The sequence below is a fragment of the Pseudolysinimonas sp. genome, assembly GCF_051954455.1.
Classification (GTDB): Bacteria; Actinomycetota; Actinomycetes; order Actinomycetales; family Microbacteriaceae; genus Pseudolysinimonas.
Genome location: NZ_JBQCHS010000030.1, coordinates 108,561 through 125,289, shown reverse-complemented (window position 1 = coordinate 125,289; position 16,729 = coordinate 108,561). Strand labels below are relative to the sequence as shown.

Annotated in this window: 16 protein-coding genes and 1 tRNA gene; 10 read left to right on the top strand and 7 right to left on the bottom strand. The window is 73.0% G+C overall.

Features of this window, described 5'->3' with window-relative positions; translation table 11 throughout:
• Nucleotides 1-31 precede the first annotated feature (31 nt).
• The 3 genes from ACTHM3_RS13320 to argS form a co-directional block, all read right to left on the bottom strand.
• Nucleotides 32-1,075, bottom strand: a complete 1,044-nt coding sequence (locus ACTHM3_RS13320; protein WP_440406611.1) for an LOG family protein — start codon at nt 1,073-1,075, stop codon at nt 32-34.
• Complete coding sequence (locus ACTHM3_RS13315) at nt 1,075-1,857, bottom strand: LmeA family phospholipid-binding protein (RefSeq protein ID WP_440406609.1); 783 nt, start codon at nt 1,855-1,857, stop codon at nt 1,075-1,077. Before ACTHM3_RS13315 ends, ACTHM3_RS13320 begins: the two co-directional genes overlap by 1 nt.
• A 262-nt stretch (nt 1,858-2,119) precedes the next feature.
• A complete protein-coding gene (gene argS, locus ACTHM3_RS13310; RefSeq protein ID WP_440406608.1) occupies nt 2,120-3,769 on the bottom strand; it encodes an arginine--tRNA ligase in 1,650 nt (549 codons plus the stop codon).
• A 54-nt stretch (nt 3,770-3,823) separates the two neighbouring features.
• On the opposite strand from argS, the gene ACTHM3_RS13305 reads away from it, so the two are divergent.
• From ACTHM3_RS13305 to ACTHM3_RS13295, 3 genes are all read left to right on the top strand, one after another.
• Nucleotides 3,824-4,420 carry an arginyl-tRNA synthetase gene (locus tag ACTHM3_RS13305; protein WP_440406607.1) on the top strand — a complete coding sequence of 199 codons (597 nt, stop codon included), beginning with the start codon at nt 3,824-3,826 and terminating at the stop codon, nt 4,418-4,420.
• A gap of 20 nt (nt 4,421-4,440) precedes the next feature.
• Nucleotides 4,441-4,513: transfer RNA gene (locus tag ACTHM3_RS13300), tRNA-Arg, on the top strand.
• A gap of 18 nt (nt 4,514-4,531) precedes the next feature.
• Entirely contained in the window at nt 4,532-5,617 is a 1,086-nt protein-coding gene (locus ACTHM3_RS13295; protein ID WP_440406605.1) for a glycerate kinase, read from the top strand.
• Nucleotides 5,618-5,639: 22 nt separating this feature from the next.
• On the opposite strand, the gene ACTHM3_RS13290 is transcribed toward ACTHM3_RS13295, so the two are convergent.
• On the bottom strand, nt 5,640-7,070 hold the full coding sequence (locus ACTHM3_RS13290) for a helix-turn-helix domain-containing protein (protein ID WP_440406603.1): 1,431 nt from the start codon (nt 7,068-7,070) through the stop codon (nt 5,640-5,642).
• Nucleotides 7,071-7,202: 132 nt separating this feature from the next.
• Between ACTHM3_RS13290 and ACTHM3_RS13285 the strand changes: the two genes are divergently transcribed.
• Nucleotides 7,203-9,080, top strand: a complete 1,878-nt coding sequence (locus ACTHM3_RS13285; RefSeq protein ID WP_440406601.1) for a phosphoenolpyruvate carboxykinase (GTP) — start codon at nt 7,203-7,205, stop codon at nt 9,078-9,080.
• 85 nt (nt 9,081-9,165) lie between these two features.
• Entirely contained in the window at nt 9,166-9,972 is an 807-nt protein-coding gene (locus tag ACTHM3_RS13280; RefSeq protein WP_440406599.1) for an arginase family protein, read from the top strand.
• On the opposite strand, the gene ACTHM3_RS13275 is transcribed toward ACTHM3_RS13280, so the two are convergent.
• Entirely contained in the window at nt 9,950-10,507 is a 558-nt protein-coding gene (locus tag ACTHM3_RS13275) for a hypothetical protein (protein ID WP_440406598.1), read from the bottom strand. The genes ACTHM3_RS13280 and ACTHM3_RS13275 overlap by 23 nt on opposite strands.
• 75 nt (nt 10,508-10,582) lie before the next feature.
• On the opposite strand from ACTHM3_RS13275, the gene ACTHM3_RS13270 reads away from it, so the two are divergent.
• Nucleotides 10,583-12,016, top strand: coding sequence for a dihydrolipoyl dehydrogenase family protein (locus ACTHM3_RS13270; RefSeq protein WP_440406596.1), 1,434 nt, complete (start codon nt 10,583-10,585; stop codon nt 12,014-12,016).
• Nucleotides 12,017-12,025: 9 nt separating this feature from the next.
• Here the strand turns inward: ACTHM3_RS13270 and ACTHM3_RS13265 are convergent, their stop codons facing one another.
• Both ACTHM3_RS13265 and ACTHM3_RS13260 read right to left on the bottom strand, forming a co-directional pair.
• The gene (locus ACTHM3_RS13265; RefSeq protein WP_440406594.1) at nt 12,026-12,379 is read right to left on the bottom strand and encodes an SIP domain-containing protein; all 354 of its coding nucleotides are present in this window, start codon (nt 12,377-12,379) and stop codon (nt 12,026-12,028) included.
• Nucleotides 12,380-12,432: 53 nt separating this feature from the next.
• Nucleotides 12,433-13,854, bottom strand: coding sequence for an amidase (locus ACTHM3_RS13260; protein WP_440406592.1), 1,422 nt, complete (start codon nt 13,852-13,854; stop codon nt 12,433-12,435).
• Between the two features lie 23 nt (nt 13,855-13,877).
• Here ACTHM3_RS13260 and ACTHM3_RS13255 point away from each other — a divergent pair, with 23 nt between their 5' ends.
• From ACTHM3_RS13255 to ACTHM3_RS13240, 4 genes are read left to right on the top strand one after another with little or no spacing between them, the layout of a single operon-like run.
• Nucleotides 13,878-14,654 (top strand): SDR family NAD(P)-dependent oxidoreductase, encoded by a 777-nt coding sequence (locus ACTHM3_RS13255; protein ID WP_440406590.1) that lies wholly within the window; start codon nt 13,878-13,880, stop codon nt 14,652-14,654.
• A gap of 59 nt (nt 14,655-14,713) precedes the next feature.
• The gene (locus ACTHM3_RS13250) at nt 14,714-15,067 is read left to right on the top strand and encodes a GntR family transcriptional regulator (RefSeq protein WP_440406588.1); all 354 of its coding nucleotides are present in this window, start codon (nt 14,714-14,716) and stop codon (nt 15,065-15,067) included.
• Nucleotides 15,064-15,960: an ABC transporter ATP-binding protein gene (locus tag ACTHM3_RS13245; RefSeq protein ID WP_440406586.1), complete on the top strand. Its 897-nt coding sequence runs from the start codon at nt 15,064-15,066 to the stop codon at nt 15,958-15,960. The genes ACTHM3_RS13250 and ACTHM3_RS13245 overlap by 4 nt, the downstream gene beginning before the upstream one ends.
• The gene (locus ACTHM3_RS13240) at nt 15,957-16,718 is read left to right on the top strand and encodes an ABC transporter permease (RefSeq protein WP_440406584.1); all 762 of its coding nucleotides are present in this window, start codon (nt 15,957-15,959) and stop codon (nt 16,716-16,718) included. Before ACTHM3_RS13245 ends, ACTHM3_RS13240 begins: the two co-directional genes overlap by 4 nt.
• Nucleotides 16,719-16,729 lie beyond the last annotated feature (11 nt).

Sequence of the window (16,729 nt, the reverse complement as noted above, 5' to 3'; positions counted from 1 at the left end):
GCGGGCCCGGATTGGCCCCTGAGACCGCCAGTCAGCTTACCGAGGGATGACGGGGTCCCTGAACGCGGGCGAGGCGGGACCGGGCCGGGGTGAACGCCTCGAGGTGCGCCACCGCCTCGTCGATGTCGTCGGTCACGAGGATGCGCCGCGTGCGCTCCTGCGCCACGACCGGCTCCGCGGTGGCGAACAGCGTGTCGACGAGCGACGCGACCGGCAGCACCCGGGTCCAGTAGTCGCGGCCCAGGAAGATCATCGGGCTGAAGTCGTCCGCCGTCGGGGCGTAGAAGTTCTGCTCCGCGTCCTGGAAGACCTCCTGCAGGGTCCCGGCGCTGCCCGCCGTGAAGACGATGCCCTGCGTGGCGACGGTGAGCAGCCCGTCCTCGCGGATGGAGTTCTGGAACAGCTTCGCGATGCGGGTCGCGAAGGGCGTGGTCGGCTCGTGGCCGTAGTGCCAGGTCGGGATCGAGAGCGACGGCGCCGGGTCGACGATGGCGCGGCTCATCGTCCACGCCGGCGCCATCCAGTCGTGCGCGGCGCGGACCAGCCGCTCGTCGGGCCGGCCATCCGGGGCCACGATGCCCTGGATCCGCGGCATCGTCGGCGCGGCCCCGAGGGTCGAGATCGCGGAGTCGAGCTCGGCCTGCGGGTGCCGCGAGAGCGCCGCGCCGAGGTGGGCGGCCTCCATCGCGCCGGGCCCGCCGCCGCTGAGCACGAGCATCCCGCGGCGGGCGAGGTCGCGGCCGAGCTCCGCGACCGCGCGGTACTCGTCGGAGGTGCGCGGGAGCTGGTGCCCGCCCATGATGCCGACGACCCGCTCCCCCGCGATCAGCCGCCCGACGTCGAGCGTCAGCGAGGAGTCGTGCAGCGCCCGCATCATCGCCGGGTACGGGTCCGTCGGCGTGGAGCGGCCGGTCGCGACGAACCAGCGGTACGCGGCGAAGTCCATCGTCGCGGCGTAGCTGTCGGGATCGTCCGGGTCGAACCCGGCGAACAGCTCGTCGGGCGCGTAGACGGTGTTGCGGATCGGCGTGAACGGCAGCACCGACCCGCCCGGGTCGGCGGGCGTCTCCGGCATCAGCAGGTGCCCTTGGTGCCGAGCTGGGAGAGCACGGCGCCGCTCCCGGTCGCGGTGGCGACGAGGTCCTGGCCGACGACCTTCACCGAGGTCACCTTCACAGCGGCGGGAAGGTGGTCGGCGATGCAGACGGTCTGCTGGGAGCCCAGTTCATCGGCGAACTGCCGGAGCGGCGGGAACTGGTGCAGCTGCTCGACCGTGATCGTCTGGTCGCCGATCCGCACGGCCGCGGGGGCGAATGCGAGTTTGCCGTCGACAGCTCCGGGGGTCATCGAGATGCCGATCGGGACAGGTGCGCCGAGCACCCTGATCTGACCGTTCGCCACCACATTGGGTGCCTGGAGGTCGAGCGTCTGGAGGATGCCTCCGCTGTCGAATTTCGTCGCCAGGTTCCCGATCCGCTGCTGGTCGACGGTGAGCGTGATCCTCATGTCGCCGACCGGCTTCGAGGTGTCGAGCGGCACCTGCTCCACGTGCACGGTCGCGTCGCCGGTGATGGGCCCGAGCGTGAGGTTCGGCGCGGAGACGTCGACGGTGTCGACCTTGCCGTCGAGCAGCTGGATCGGCAGGGGCGTCGCCGCGAAGCTGACCTTCAGGTCCGACGGCGCGACGCCAAGCGCCGAGGCCATCTTCTGCGCGACGGCCTCCTGCGCGATCGGCCGGGCGACCGCGTCGCCCGCGAAGACGACGCCGACGATCAGCAGCACGAGCAGCACGAGGACCACCCACGGCCATGCCCGTCGGCGCTTCCTCGGCATCCGGACCGCGTCGACCTCGCTCACGGGGCGAGGCTACATGCGGCCGGATGCGCTCACGCCGAGAAGTCCCGTCGCGCTCCGGGCCCCGGCGTTCCGCTTCCGGGCCGCCCCGGTGCGTCCCGCCCCGCCGAGCGCTCCGCGTCGAGAATTCAGGTGCGCGCGGCGCGTCGGGTCGAGGATGCGCACGGCGAGCCAGCGGATCCTGAACTTCGCACGGTGAGCAAGACGGGGCCCCGAGCACGGGATGAGCCCGGCGCTCCTGAGAGCGCGGGCGGGGCGGGCGGGACTACATGCGGTCGGGGGCGCTCACGCCGAGAAGACCCAGGCCGTTGCGGAGCACCTGGCCGGTCGCATCGTTGAGCCGCAGACGCGTGCGGTGCACGGACTCCACCGGGGCGTCGCCGAGCGGGATGACGCGGGTTGAGTCGTACCAGCGGTGGTAGTTGCCGGCGAGCTCCTCGAGGAAGCGCGCGACGCGGTGCGGCTCGCGCAGCTCGGCCGCCTGGCGCACGATGCGCGGGTAGTCGGCGAGCGCGCCGAGCAGGATCGACTCGGTCGGGTGGGTCAGCGTCGAGGCGTCGAACTCGGACGCGTCGACCCCCGATTGCTCCGCGTTGCGGGACACCGCCCGGGTGCGGGCGTGCGCGTACTGCACGTAGAAGACGGGGTTGTCGTTCGTCCTCCGCGACCACTGCCCGAGGTCGATGTCGATCGGGGAGTCGAGGGAGCTGCGCACGAGCGCGTAGCGCGACGCGTCGACGCCGATCGCGCCCACGAGATCCTCCATCGTGACGACCGTGCCGTTGCGCTTCGACATGCGCACCGCCTCGCCGTCGCGCAGGAGGTTGACGAGCTGCCCGATCAGGATCTCGAGGTTCACGTAGGGCACGTCGCCGAACGCGGCCGTCATCGCCATGAGGCGCTGCACGTAGCCGTGGTGGTCGGCGCCGAGCATGATGAGGTTCCGCTCGAAGCCGCGCTCGCGCTTGTTGAGGTAGTAGGCCAGGTCGCCCGAGATGTAGGCGCCCTCGCCGTCCGACTTGATGACGACGCGGTCCTTGTCGTCGCCGAACTCGGTCGTGCGCAGCCACGTGGCGCCATGGGCCTCGTAGATGTGCCCCAGCTCGCGGAGCCGGTCGATGGCGTGCTCGACCGCACCCGACTCGTGCAGCGAGTCCTCGTGGAAGTAGACGTCGAAGTCGACGCCGAACTCGTGCAGGGACGCCTTGATCTCGCCGAACATGCGCTCGACGCCGAGCTCGCGGAAGACCTCCTGCTGCTCGGCCCGCGGCAGCGCGTCGAGGTCGCCCGGGTAGTCGGCCTCGACGGCCGCCGCGATCTCGAGGATGTAGCCGCCGCCGTAGCCGTCCTCCGGCGCCGGCTCGCCACGATGCGCGGCGAGCAGGCTGCGCGCGAATCGGTCGATCTGCGAACCGTGGTCGTTGAAGTAGTACTCGCGGGTGACGAGACCGCCCTGCGCCTGGAAGATGCGCGCGAGGCTGTCGCCGACGGCGGCCCAGCGGGTGCCGCCGAGGTGGATCGGGCCGGTCGGGTTCGCGGAGACGAACTCGAGGTTCATGGTCACGCCGGCGTAGAGATCGCCGCGGCCGTACGCCTCGCCCTCGTCGACGATGCGGCGTGCGAGCTCGCCCGCGGCGGCGGCGTCGAGACGGATGTTGACGAAGCCGGGGCCGGCGACCTCGGCGGCCGCGATCCCGTCCTCCTGCGCCAGCAGCCCGGCGACCTCGGTCGCGAACTCGCGCGGGATCCGTCCGAGCCCCTTGCCGAGCTTGAGCGCGAAGCTCGAGGCCCAATCGCCGTGCGCGGGATCGCGCGGACGCTCGAGGGTCACGGCGGCGTCGGCGACCTCGGCCTCCGACCCCGCGACCTGACGGACGACGCGCAGCAGCAGCGCCTGGAGCTCGGCCGGATTCACGACGCACCAGCCTAGCCGGGCGGCAGCGGCGGGGCTGTCGGGGATGATCGGACCATGCCGGTCCGCCTCCGCTCCGCCCTGCCCGTCGCCCTGGTCGCCGTCGCGCTGACGCTGGCCGGCTGCACGCCGAGTCCGGCCCCGTCGGGGAGCCGGACCTCCACCCCCTCGGCGCCCCCGGCGACCGAGCCGACGACCTCCGCGGTGCCCACACCGACCGCCTCGGTCACCGCCGCCCCGGTCGGCCGGACCTGCGCGCAGCTCCTCTCCCCCGACACCGTCTACGCGTACAACCCGAACTTCGTCGCTCTGAGCTCCTTCACCCCGAAAGCCGGCACCGCGGGCGCCCAAGCGGTCGCGAACAAGGGCCTCGCGTGCCGGTGGCAGAACGAGACCAGCAACGACGTCATCGACCTGTCGGTGGCGAAACTCGACCCCGCGACCTTGGAGTCGCTGAAGAACCAGGCGGTCGCGTCGAGCACGCTCGTGCCCACCTACACCGGCGCCGACGAGGGCTACTTCAGCGCGGCCGACGGCTCCGGCACCGCGATCGTGTTCGCCCGCTCGTACTGGGTCGTCATGACCTCCCAGCAGTTCGCCGAGCCGGGCGATGCGGAGACGCTCGTCGACGCGGTGATCGCCGCCCTCGCGTAGCGCGGTAGGCTGATGGTCTCGCGTCTGTAGCTCAGTGGATAGAGCACTGCCCTCCGGAGGCAGGTGTCGGAGGTTCGAATCCTCTCAGACGCACCGCACACGAAGGACCGCATGACCCGCGTCATCATCGCTCCCGACTCGTTCAAGGGGTCCCTCGACGCCGCCCCCGTCGCGGAGGCGATCGCCCGCGGCTGGGTCGCGGTCCGCCCCGGCGACGAGCTCGTGCTGCTCCCGCAGGCCGATGGCGGCGAGGGCACGCTCGACGCGATCGCCTCGGCGATGCCCGGCGCGCGGGTCGCGGATGCCGGGCCGGTGACCGGCCCGGACGGCCGGATCGTCGAGGGGCACTGGCTGGCGCTGCCCGACGGGACCGCGGTCGTGGAGCTCGCGCAACCCTCGGGGCTGCCGCTCATGGCCTCTCCCGACGCACGCGGCGCGACGACCCGCGGGCTGGGGGAGATCATCGCGCGGGCTCTCGACGACGGGGCGGAGCGGCTCGTCGTCGGGCTCGGCGGGTCGGCCTCGACCGACGGCGGCGCGGGCGCGCTCGCGGCCCTCGGGATGCGGCTCCTCGACGCCGACGGCGCGGAGCTCCCGCACGGCGGGGCGGCGCTCGCCCGCCTCGCGCGGCTCGACCTCTCGGGGCTGCGCCCCGCACCGGCGGGCGGCGTGCGGCTGCTGAGCGACGTCACCGCGCCGCTCCTCGGCCCGACCGGCGCGGCCGCCGTCTTCGGACCGCAGAAGGGCGCCTCCGAGGCCGACGTGGCCGATCTCGACGCTGCTCTCGCGCGCTTCGCGGAGCTGCTCGGCGGCGACCCGACCGCCGCGGGAGCCGGAGCGGCGGGCGGCACGGGGTACGGATTCGCCGCCGCCTGGGGCGCGACGCTCGAACCCGGCTCGTCGGCGATCGCCGAGCTCACCGGCCTCACGACCGCCGTCCGCGACGCCGACGTGCTGCTGACCGGCGAGGGCCGGTTCGACGCGACCTCCCGCACCGGCAAGGTCGTGGGCAACGCGCTCGCCCTGGCGGCGGGTACGGCGGTCCGCGCGGGCGTGATCGCGGGCCGCGTCGACGCGGACCCGGGATGCTGGAGCGCCGCACTCGTGGAGCTGGGCGGCTCCGTCGACGCGGCGCTCCGCGACCCGGCACGGTGGCTCGAGGCCGCCGGCGCGGACGCGGCACGCGCCCTCGGCTGAGCCCGACGGACGGCCCCGGCGCTCAGCTCGCGGCGTGCGACTCCAGGAACTCGTAGAGCTCCCGGTCGTCGACCCCCGGGAACGTGCCCGACGGCAGCGGCGAGAAGATGTGCGCGTGCACCTTGGCGCTCGTCCACGCCTTGCCGGCCCAGTGCTCCGCGAGCTCGTCCGGCGGCCGGCGGCAGCACGACGGATCGGGGCAGAGCGACCGCTCGCGCGTCGTGGTCTCGCGCCCGCGGAACCACTTCGACTCCGCGAACGGCACGCCGAGGGTGATCGAGAACTCGTCGCTCGCGCTCGTGCCGATCTGCGTCGACTCGAAGAAGGTGCCCTCCGGGGTGTCGGTGTACTGGTAGTACTCCGTGGTCCGGTTGGTGCGGTCGAACGCCCGGCGCGCGGCCCACATGCGGCAGACGATCTCACCCTCCGTCGACCCCGTCACGTCGACCGGGAGCCGCAGCCCGTCGTTCTCGTACGCCTTCGCCACCGCTCCGTCGTCGCGCACCCGCAGGAAGTGCCACGTCATGCCGAGGTACGGCGTCGCGAGATTGGTGAAGCGCAGCGCCGCCGACTCGTGGGTGACGCCGAACGCGTCGCGGAAATCCTCGACCGCGATGTTGCGGTCGGCCTTGGCCTGGCGGAGGAACTCGACCGCCTGCGTGCGGGGCATGAGGCACGCGGCGGCGAAGTAGTTGATCTCGAGGCGCTGGCGCAGGAACTCGGCGTAGCTGGTCGGCGCCTCGTGCGCCATCAGGCGGTGCGCGATCGCCTGCAGCGCCATCGAGCGGAGTCCGTGGCCGCCCGGCACCGAGGCCGGCGGCAGGTAGATGCGGCCGTTCTCGATGTCGGTGACCGACCGCGTCGAGTGCGGGAGGTCGTTGACGTGCACGAGCTCGAAGCCGAGGCCCTCGGCCATCTGTCGCACGGCGCGGTGCTGGAGGGCCCCGGTCGTATGCCCGACGCGGCGCAGCTGCTCCTCCGCGAGCTCCTCGATCTCGGGCAGGTGGTTGTCGCGCGCCCGCATCCACGCGCGGATGTCGGTGTTGGCGCGCCGCGCCTCCTCGGGCGTGGCGATCGCCTCGCGCGAGCGCCGGGCGAGCTCCCGGTGGAGCCCCACGATCGCGCGCAGGGTCTCGTCGGACATGCTGCGCCCCGCCCGCAGCGCCGGGAGCCCGAGGCCGGCGTACACGGGGCTCGCCTGCGCCTTGTCGAGCTCGATCTCGAGCGCGGCCCGCTCGGTCGGCGGCGCGGGGTCGAGCAGCGTCGCGACGGGGACCCCCACCGACTCCGCGATGGTGCCGAGCAGCGACAGGCGGGGCTCGCGCTTGCCGTTCTCCATCAGCGAGAGCTGGCTCGCCGCGACGCCCGCCTTCTCGCCCAGCTGGTCGAGCGTCAGGCCCGCGGCGGTGCGGAAGTGGCGGATGCGCTGCCCGAGCGTCGCAAGATCGTTCACGTTGTCACTATACGAAAAGAATCGGGGATCTTCTCCGGGGGAAGGCGAATCGACCGCGCATTGTTTGCCCGATCCTTGAAGACACCACCGATCTTGCCAGGCGGTCCGCCACCATCGCCGGAAGGAGACGACATGACCCTGCTCGACGACACCCGAGCCGACGCCGGCGCGTCGGCTCCGCTCTCGGGGCCGATCCCCGTGATCCCGCCCGTGGCCGCCCCGGCCGGCACCGATCCGGGCGTGGCCGCCTGGGTCTCGCGCATGGCCGCGCTGACGACGCCCGACCGCGTGGTCTGGGTCGACGGGTCGCGCGCCGAGCAGGACGCGCTCATCCGCGGGATGGTGGAGCGCGGCACGCTCGTCCAGGTCAACCCCGAGCACCGCCCCTACAGCTTCGTGGCCCGCAGCCACCCCGACGACGTGGCCCGCGTCGAATCGCGCACGTTCATCTGCTCCGCCAACGAGGCGGACGCCGGCCCCACCAACAACTGGGTCGCCCCCGACGAGATGCGGGCGACCCTCGAACCGCTGTTCGCGGGCTCGATGCGCGGCCGCACCATGTACGTCATCGCCTACTCGATGGGCCCGATCGGCAGCCCGATGTCGCGGATCGGCGTGCAGGTCACCGACTCCCCCTACGTCGTCGTGTCGACCGGCATCATGACGCGGATGGGCGCCGAGGCGCTCGCGCAGATCGGTCCCGACACCGAGTGGGTGCCGTGCGCGCACTCGGTCGGCGCCCCGCTCGCCGAGGGCGAGGACGACGTCGCGTGGCCCTGCAATCCGGTCAAGTACATCTCGCACTTCCCGGAGACCCGCGAGATCTGGTCGTTCGGCTCCGCGTACGGCGGCAACGCGCTGCTCGCCAAGAAGGCGTTCGCCCTGCGGATCGCCAGCGTGATGGCGCGCGACGAGGGCTGGCTCGCCGAGCACATGCTCATCATCAAGGTCACCAACCCGTCCGGCCGCGTGTTCCACGTCGCCGCCGCGTTCCCGAGCGCCTGCGGGAAGACGAACTTCGCGATGCTGCAGCCGACGATCCCCGGCTGGACGGTCGAGACCGTCGGCGACGACATCGCCTGGCTCGCCGTCGGGCCGGACGGCCGGCTCCGCGCGATCAACCCCGAGGCCGGCTTCTTCGGCGTCGCGCCGGGCACCGGCGTCAGCACCAACCGGACCGCCGTCGACACGCTCTGGGGCAACACCATCTTCACCAACGTCGCGGTGCGCGACGACGGCGACGTCTGGTGGGAGGGGCTCACCGACCGGGCGCCCGACCACCTCGTCGACTGGACCGGCGAGCACTGGACGCCGGCGTCCGGCCGTCCCGCCGCGCATCCGAACTCCCGCTTCACCGTGAGCGCCGCCCAGTCGCCGTCCATCTCGGACAACTGGGACGACCCGCGGGGCGTCGTCATCGACGCGATCATCTTCGGCGGTCGCCGTGCGACCAACGTGCCTCTGGTGGCGGAGGCGCGGGATTGGGAGCACGGCGTCTTCATGGGCGCCACGATCTCGTCCGAGAGGACGGCGGCCGCCGAGGGCACCGTCGGGGAGCTGCGGCGCGATCCGTTCGCGATGCTCCCCTTCTGCGGCTACAACATGGCCGACTACTGGTCCCACTGGCTCGAGATCGGCCGGCGCCTGCGCGGCACCGGCGGGGTGCCGCGGGTGTTCCAGGTCAACTGGTTCCGCAAGGACGCCGGCGGCGCGTTCCTGTGGCCGGGGTTCGGCGACAACGCGCGCGTGCTCGCCTGGATCCTCGAGCGCGTCGAGGGACGGGCCGCCGCGGCCGCGAGCCCCGTGGGCTGGATCCCGGCCGAGGGCGCGCTGGATCTCGAGGGGTCCGGCGTCGACGACGCCGCGCTCGCCGAGCTGTTCCGGATCGACGCGGAGGCCGGGCTCGCCGAGGCCGACGACGCGGAGCGGTTCTTCGCCTCCTTCGGCGACCGGGTGCCGGACGCGCTGCACGCCCAGCTCGCGGAGCTCCGGACGCGCCTCCGCGGGTGACCGAGGCGGGGTCGAGCCCGTCCGAACCGCCGTGCTCGCGGATTTCGACCAGCCCGACCGGCCCTCGGTCTGCTGAGATGGGCGGATGCTGAACTTCGTCGTCGTCCCGCAGTGGCAGGGGTCCCCGTCGTCGCGCGCGATGCGGCTCGCGGAGGGCGCGGCGGCGCTGCGCGGCGACCTGCCGCCTCAGGCCACCCGCGAGGTCGCCGTGCCGCTCGAGGCGGGTGACGACCAGGGCACGGGCATCGCCCGCTTCAGCTCGCTGCAGCTCGTCCGCGAGCGGCTCGCCGACGCGCTCGGCGAGCTCGACGGGCCGGCCGTCGTGATCGGGGGCGACTGCTCCGTGTCGGACGCGGCGATCCGTCATGCCGCCGATCGGCACCCCGGTCTCGCGGTCGTGTGGTTCGACGCGCAGCCCGATCTCAACACCGCGGCGACCTCGCCCTCGGGCGCCTATTCGGGCATGGTGCTGCGCTCCCTGATCTCGGAGGGGCCGTTGGAGGCCTCACGCACGGTGCTCGCCGGGGCCCGATCGTGGGATCCGGAGGAGGACCGCTTCGCGACGACCGCGGGCATCGTGCGTCTCGCGGCGGACGCGGTCGACGCCGACGCCCTGGTCACCACCGTCGCGGCCACCGGCGCCGACGCGGTCTACCTCCACCTCGACCTCGACGTGCTCGACCCGGCGGAGCTCCGCGGCCTGCTCGAGCCGGAGCCGTTCGGCGTCGCCGCGGACCGGCTGATCGCCGCGGTCCGCGCGCTCGCGGCGCGGTTCGAGGTGGCCGGCGCGACGATCGCCTCCTACGCGCCCACCGGTGACGACGACCTCGCGGAGGACGGCCCGACGATCCTGCGCCTCATCGGCGCGCTCAGCTCACGACCTTCGCGGTGACGCTGTAGGTCGACCCGTCCCAGGCGCTGAGCGTGACCTCGGCGACGTGGTCGCCGTCGTCCGCCGCGAACCGGCACCGCTCGACGAAGCCGACCGTGAGCGGCACCTGCCCGTCGGCGCAGGCCAGCTGCGGCGTGAAGCCGATCTTCGGCGCGAGCGCCTGGGCCGCCAGCTGAGCGACCGCGTCGCCGCCCACGCTCTTCGGTGTGGCCAGAGTGCGCATCGGCGTGCTCGCGACGCGGGCGTCGAAGCGGTAGTGCGTCCCCTTGACGCTCGAGAACCGGACGGTGACGGCGTAGACCTTGTCGCCCTCCGTGAGCCGGCAGCGGGCGACGCCGCCGGCGCGTACGGCGACCTTCTCGGTGCCGCATTCGACGAGCGCGGTCGGATACTTCAACGACGCGGCGACCGTGGCGGCGAGCCGCGAGGGCGCGGTGGTCGTGCTCGGGGCGGCCGCCGCGCACCCCGTCAGCAAAGCGACGGCGGCGGCGAGCCCGGCGGCCGCCACGACGGCGACGACAGGACGTGCGGACATCGGGACCTCCCGTGAAGAGAGACGGCCGACCCCCGCTCCCATGACGCCGCCGCACGCACGCGATAGCGTCGCGGCATGAGCGACGAGCAGATCCAGACCGCCGAGTACGACGTCATCGTGATCGGCGCGGGCGCCGTCGGCGAGAACATCGCCGACCGCGCCGTGCAGGGCGGCATGTCGACGGTCATCGTCGAGGCGGAGCTCGTCGGCGGCGAGTGCTCGTACTGGGCGTGCATGCCGTCGAAGGGCCTCCTCCGCGCCGGCGCCGTGCTGCGCGAGGCCCGGGACGTGCAGGGGGCGGCGACGGCGGTCACCGGCGACGTCGACCCGGCCGGCGTGTTCGCCCGGCGCAACGCCATCACCCACGACTGGAACGACGACTCCCAGGCCGAGTGGCTCGAGGGCGCCCATATCGACCTCCTGCGCGGCCACGCCCGCTTCCTCGGCCCGAAGCGGCTCCGCGTGGAGTCCTCCGACGGCACGATCACCGAGGTGACCGCCCGGCACGCGGTCGCCGTGAGCACCGGCAGCGCGGCGCTGCTCCCCGACGTCCCCGGGCTCGCCGACGTCTCCCCCTGGACCAGCCGCGAGGCGACCAGCTCCCAGCACGCGCCGGCGTCGCTCGCGATCCTCGGCGGCGGGGTCGTCGCGTGCGAGATGGCGACCGCGTATGCCTCGTTCGGCACCGCGGTCACGATGATCGTCCGCGGATCCACGCTGCTGGCCGGGCAGGAGCCGTTCGCCGGCGAGCTCGTGCAGGCGTCGCTCGAGAGGGCCGGCGTGACGATCCGCTTCGAGGCCGAGACCGCCTCCGCGGAGCGCACCGAGGCCGGCGTGGAGCTGCGCCTGCGCGACGGCGGCACGGTCGTCGCCGAGGAGGTCCTCGTCGCGATCGGCCGCACCCCGCGCACCGGCGACCTGGGACTCGAGACCCTCGGGCTCACGCCCGGCGACTGGCTGCACGTCGACGACACGATGCTCGTCGACGGGTTCGACTGGCTCTACGCGGTCGGCGACGTGAACCACCGCGTCCTGCTGACCCACCAGGGCAAGTACCAGGCCCGCGCCGCAGGCGACGTCATCGCGGCCCGGGCGAAGGGCGAGCCCGTCGATGACGCGCCGTGGGGGCGTCACGTCGCGACCGCCGACCACGAGGTCGTGCCGCAGGTGACCTTCACCGATCCCGAGGTCGCGTCGGTCGGCCTGACGGCGGCGGCGGCCGAGAAGGCCGGCTACCGCACCCGCGTCGTCGACTACGACCTCTCCTGGATCGCCGGCGCCTCCGCGTTCGCCGACCACTACGAAGGTCGGGCGCGCGCGATCGTCGACGAGGACCGCTCGGTACTGCTCGGCGTCACGTTCGTCGGACCGGGGGTGGCCGAGATGATCACCGCGGCGACGATCGCCATCGCCGGGCAGGTGCCGCTCGAGCGGCTGTGGCACGCGGTCCCGGCGTACCCGACGCTCAGCGAGGTCTGGCTGCGCTTCCTCGAGACCTACGGGCGGTGACCGCCGGTCTCAGCTGAGGATCGCGCGGGCGCTCGACTCCCCCGAGATCCAGGCGTACACGCGGTGCTCGCGGTCGAACTCGACCGGCAGCATCTCGGCGAGCCACGCGTCGACCGCGGAGGTCAGCGACTGGCCCCGGTCGCGGAGCAGCCAGGTGACGCAGACGCGCCCGGGGGCGGCCACGGCGCGCACCTCCGATTCCGACGCGGCCTCGACGAAGACCTGACCGCGCGCCTTGGCCGGCAGGGTGGCGAGCACGGTCTCCGCGATCGCGAGGTCGTCGAGGGCGACGCCGAGGAGGACGAGATCGCCGGCCTCGGGATTCCAGGCGATGGAGGCCGGGAGCACGTCGGAGAGGAACATCGTGATCCAGTGTAGGTGAGCCTTACCTACCCTGCCGACCGGATCCGTCCGCGTCAGGCGTCCCACTGCGGCGGGTGCCGCGTGTGCCACTGCAGCCGCCACTCGAGCTGGGCCCCGATCGCGAGGAGCACGTGCTCCCCGCCCGGCCGGCCGATCAGCTGGACGCCCAGCGGGATCCCGTCCTCCGTCTGCGACACCGGCAGGACGATGGCCGGCAGGCCGGTCGCGTTGACGAAGCTCGTGTACGGGGTGAAGCGGCACTGCTGCGCGAAGTTCTCCTCGGCGTCCTCCGGGTCGTACCAGCCGAGCGGGCGCGGCGTCATGGCGAGCGCCGGCGTGAGCACCGCGTCGTAGGCCGCGAGCTGCCCGATGAGCCGGCGCTCGTACTGCGCGACCCAGCGCAGCGCTTGGACGACCTGCGAACCCGGGACCTCACGGCCGCGCCGGATCAGCCAGGCGGTGAGCGGCTCCAGCCGGTCGAGGTCCTCGTCGGCGACCGGGATGGCGCTCGCGCCGCCCTGCCAGATGGTGGTGAACGCCGGGGCGTAACCCTCCTCGGGAAGGAGGGAGAACTCCTCGATGCCGTGTCCGATCGCGCCGAGCTCGGCGATCGCGACCTCGAGAGCCGCGCGCGGGGCGTCCTCCAGCCGGATGTCGTAGGCCAGCGACCACGGCGAGTCGGTCGTCACCCCGAGCTGGAAGCGCCCCTCACCGTGCACGGCCGCGTTGAGGTAGGCACCACCGTCCCACGCCGGCGCCTCGGTGGACCACGCGTACGCGCCGCCGTCGACCATGGCGTCGAGGAGGAGGGCGGCGTCCGTGACGGTGCGGGCGATCGGACCGGGCACGACGAAGCCGCCGAGGCTGTCGAAGCCGGCGCCCGCCGGCACGCGGCCGCGCGAGGGCTTCAGCCCGACGAGCCCGGTCGACGCGGCGGGGATGCGGATCGATCCCCCGCCGTCCGAGCCCGGTGCCGCCGGAAGCAGCCCGGCCGCGACCGCGACGGCGGCGCCCCCGCTCGACCCGCCCGCGCCGAGGGTCGTGTCGTAGGGCACCCGGGCCGGCGCATTCGCGAGCGGCTCGGTGTAGCTCGGGAGGCCGAACTCGGGGGTGTTGGTCTTGCCGAGGCTGATCGCGCCCGCGTCGTCGAGCACTCGGACCAGCTCGTCGGATTCCTCCGGCACGTGATCGGCCAGGAGGCGGGACCCGAAGCGCGTCGGCACCCCGGCCCGGCGCCAGAGGTCCTTGTCTCCGAGCGGGAGCCCCCAGAGCGCGAGCGCGTGCGGCAGCGCCTCGACCGCGGCGGCGCGCTCGCGCGCGGGGTCGGGCGTGACGGTCACGAAGGCCCCGAGCTCCCCGTCGAGACGATCGATCCGCGCGAGGTAGTGCTCGACGAGCTCGCCCGGCGACACCTCCCCATGCCGGAGGCGGTCGAGTTGTTGCAGTGCGGTGAGGTCGTGCAGCTCGGACGCCACCCGCCGAGCCTACGCTCGGCACCATGTACCAGCCGCACCTCTCGCTCGTCACCGGCGCCAGCTCCGGGATCGGTGAGGATCTCGCCCGCGCCCTCGCGCGCCGCGGCTCGGACCTCGTCCTCGTCGCCCGGCGCGAGGAGCGCCTGCGACGCCTGGCCGACGAGCTCGCGGCGAGCGCCGGGGTCCGCGTCGAGGTGCTCCCGGTCGATCTTGCGGAGCCGCGGGCGGGTGCGCGCCTGCACGACCTCGTCGGCGGCCCGGTCGACACGATCGTCAATGCGGCGGGCTTCGGCTCCTTCGGCGCGTTCGCCGGGACGGATCCGGAGGTCTCGGCCGGGATGATCGACACCGATGTCCGCGCCCTGGTCGACGTCACGCGTGCGTTCCTGCCCGATCTCATCGCGGCGCGCGGCGGGGCGATCGTCAACGTCGCGAGCACAGCGTCGTTCCAGCCGGTCCCGGGTCAGGCGGTGTACGCCGCATCGAAGGCGTTCGTGCGCAGCTTCACCGAGGCGATCTGGTGGGAGGCGAAGCCGCACGGCGTGAAGGTGACGGCGCTCTGCCCCGGCGTCACCCGGACCGAGTTCTTCGATGTCGTGGGGCGCGAGCTCTCGGGCGGCGGGCCGATGCAGACCGTGGAGCAGGTGACGGCGACCGCGCTGCGCGCGCTCGACCGGCGCTCGACTCCCCCGGTCGCGATCTCGGGGCGCCTCAACGCCGCGTTCGCGGCCGGGACCCGGCTCGTGCCGCGCCGCGCCCTAATCCGCACGGCGGCGCGGGTCATCGGCTTCGAGGGTTGACAGCGGGTCGGTTCGATGGTTCATTAGTCGAGTAATGAACCAGATGACCGGGGCGCACCGTGGATGACAGCCGCGCGATCTTCCTCCAGATCGCCGAGCTGATCGAGAACGACATCCTCTCCGAGGCGCTCCCCGAGGAGACCCAGGTCCCGTCGACCAACGAGTTCGCCGCCTTCCATCGCATCAATCCGGCCACGGCCGGCAAGGGCGTCAACCTGCTCGTCGACCGCGGGATCCTCTACAAGAAGAGAGGGATCGGCATGTTCGTCGCCGAGGGCGCCCGCGCCCGCATCATGGCCGCCCGCCGTGAGCAGTTCCGGGAGCAGTACGTGCTGCCCCTCCTGGCCGAGGCCGACAAGCTCGGCATCGCGCCCGGGCAGCTCGCCGACATGATCCGGGGAGGTCGGGCATGACCCGCGCCGAACCGGACCCGATCGTCCGCGCGACCGGGCTCACCCGCCGCTTCGGCGACGTGACGGCCATCGACGACGTCGCGTTCGAGCTCCAACGGGACCGCATCTACGGCCTGCTCGGCCGCAACGGCGCCGGCAAGACGACGCTCATGCACCTGCTCACCGGGCAGGACTTCCCGACCGCGGGTGAGCTCGAGGTCTTCGGGCACGCGCCGGCCGAGAACGCGGGCGTGCTGCAGCAGCTCTGCTTCATCAAGGAGAGCCAGCGCTACCCCGACGACTTCAAGGTCAAGCACGTGCTGCGGAGCGCCCCGTGGTTCTTCGAGAACTGGGACGCGGAGTTCGCGGCCCGGCTCGTCGACGACTTCGAGCTGCCGATGACCCGGCGCATCAAGAAGCTCTCCCGCGGCCAGCTGAGTGCCGTCGGCGTCATCGTCGGCCTGGCCAGCCGCGCGCCGCTGACCTTCTTCGACGAGCCCTACCTCGGCCTCGACGCGGTCGCGCGGCAGACGTTCTACGACCGGCTGCTCGCCGACTTCGCGGAGCACCCGCGCACCATCGTGCTGTCGAGCCACCTGATCGACGAGGTCGCGAACCTCCTCGAGCACGTGCTCGTCATCGACCGGGGCCGGATGATCCTCGACGAGGACGCGGAGGAGCTGCGCGAGAGCGCCACGACGCTCGTCGGGCCCCGCCAGAAGATCGACGCGTTCCTCGGCTCGCGCGAGGTGCTGCACCGCGACGGGATCGGCGGCCTCGCCTCCGTCACCGTCGCCGGGCTCCGTCCCGACGAGCGCGCCGCCGCGAGCGCGGCCGGGCTGGAGCTCGGGCCGGTCTCGCTGCAGCAGCTCGTCGTCCACCTCACCCGCACGTCCGAGAAGGAGTTCGCATGACCGCCGCCGCGATCGCCCCCGCCCCGTCGCGCCGCCTCGGCTCGAGCCGGATCGGGAGCGTCATCCGCCTGTACTTCGCCAACCCGATGACGATCGCGGTAACGCCCTTCATCGTGCTCGCGGCGATCTTCCTGCTGAACCTGGCGATCTGGGCCATTGTCGTCATCTCGTCCCCGGGCAAGACGGACTTCGCGGAGGGGTTCAGCTACTCCGGGTCGACCGCGTGGATCTTCTTCTACATGGCGGTGGTCGCGATCCAAGCCATGAACAACACGTTCCGGCTCGCGCTCGGCTACGGCGCCACCCGCCGCGACTTCTCCCTCGGATCGAGCGTCGTCTTCGTCGCGATGTCGGCGGTCTTCACGGCGACGATCACCGTCCTCGGCCTCCTCGAGCGGGCGACGAACGGATGGGGCCTGCAGGGCCGGATGTTCACGCCGGTGTACTTCGGCGAGAATTGGGGCGAGCGCATCGCCGTCATTTTCTGCCTGTTCCTGTTCTTCACGTTCACGGGCTCGGCGTTCGGCTCGGTGTTCGTGCGATGGGGGCGCAACGGGCTCCTGATCTTCGGCGGGATCCTGCTGGCGATCGTCGTGCTCGCCGGCCTGGTGATCGCGCTGCTCGACGCCTGGTCGGCCTTCGGCCGCTGGCTCGATGCGAGCCTGCCGCTCGGGCTCGCGCTCTGGAGTCTCGTTCCGACCGCGGTCTTCGCCGTCGCGGGCTTCCTCATCCTGCGGGGCGCCACCCCGAAGTCGTGAGGCAGGATCGA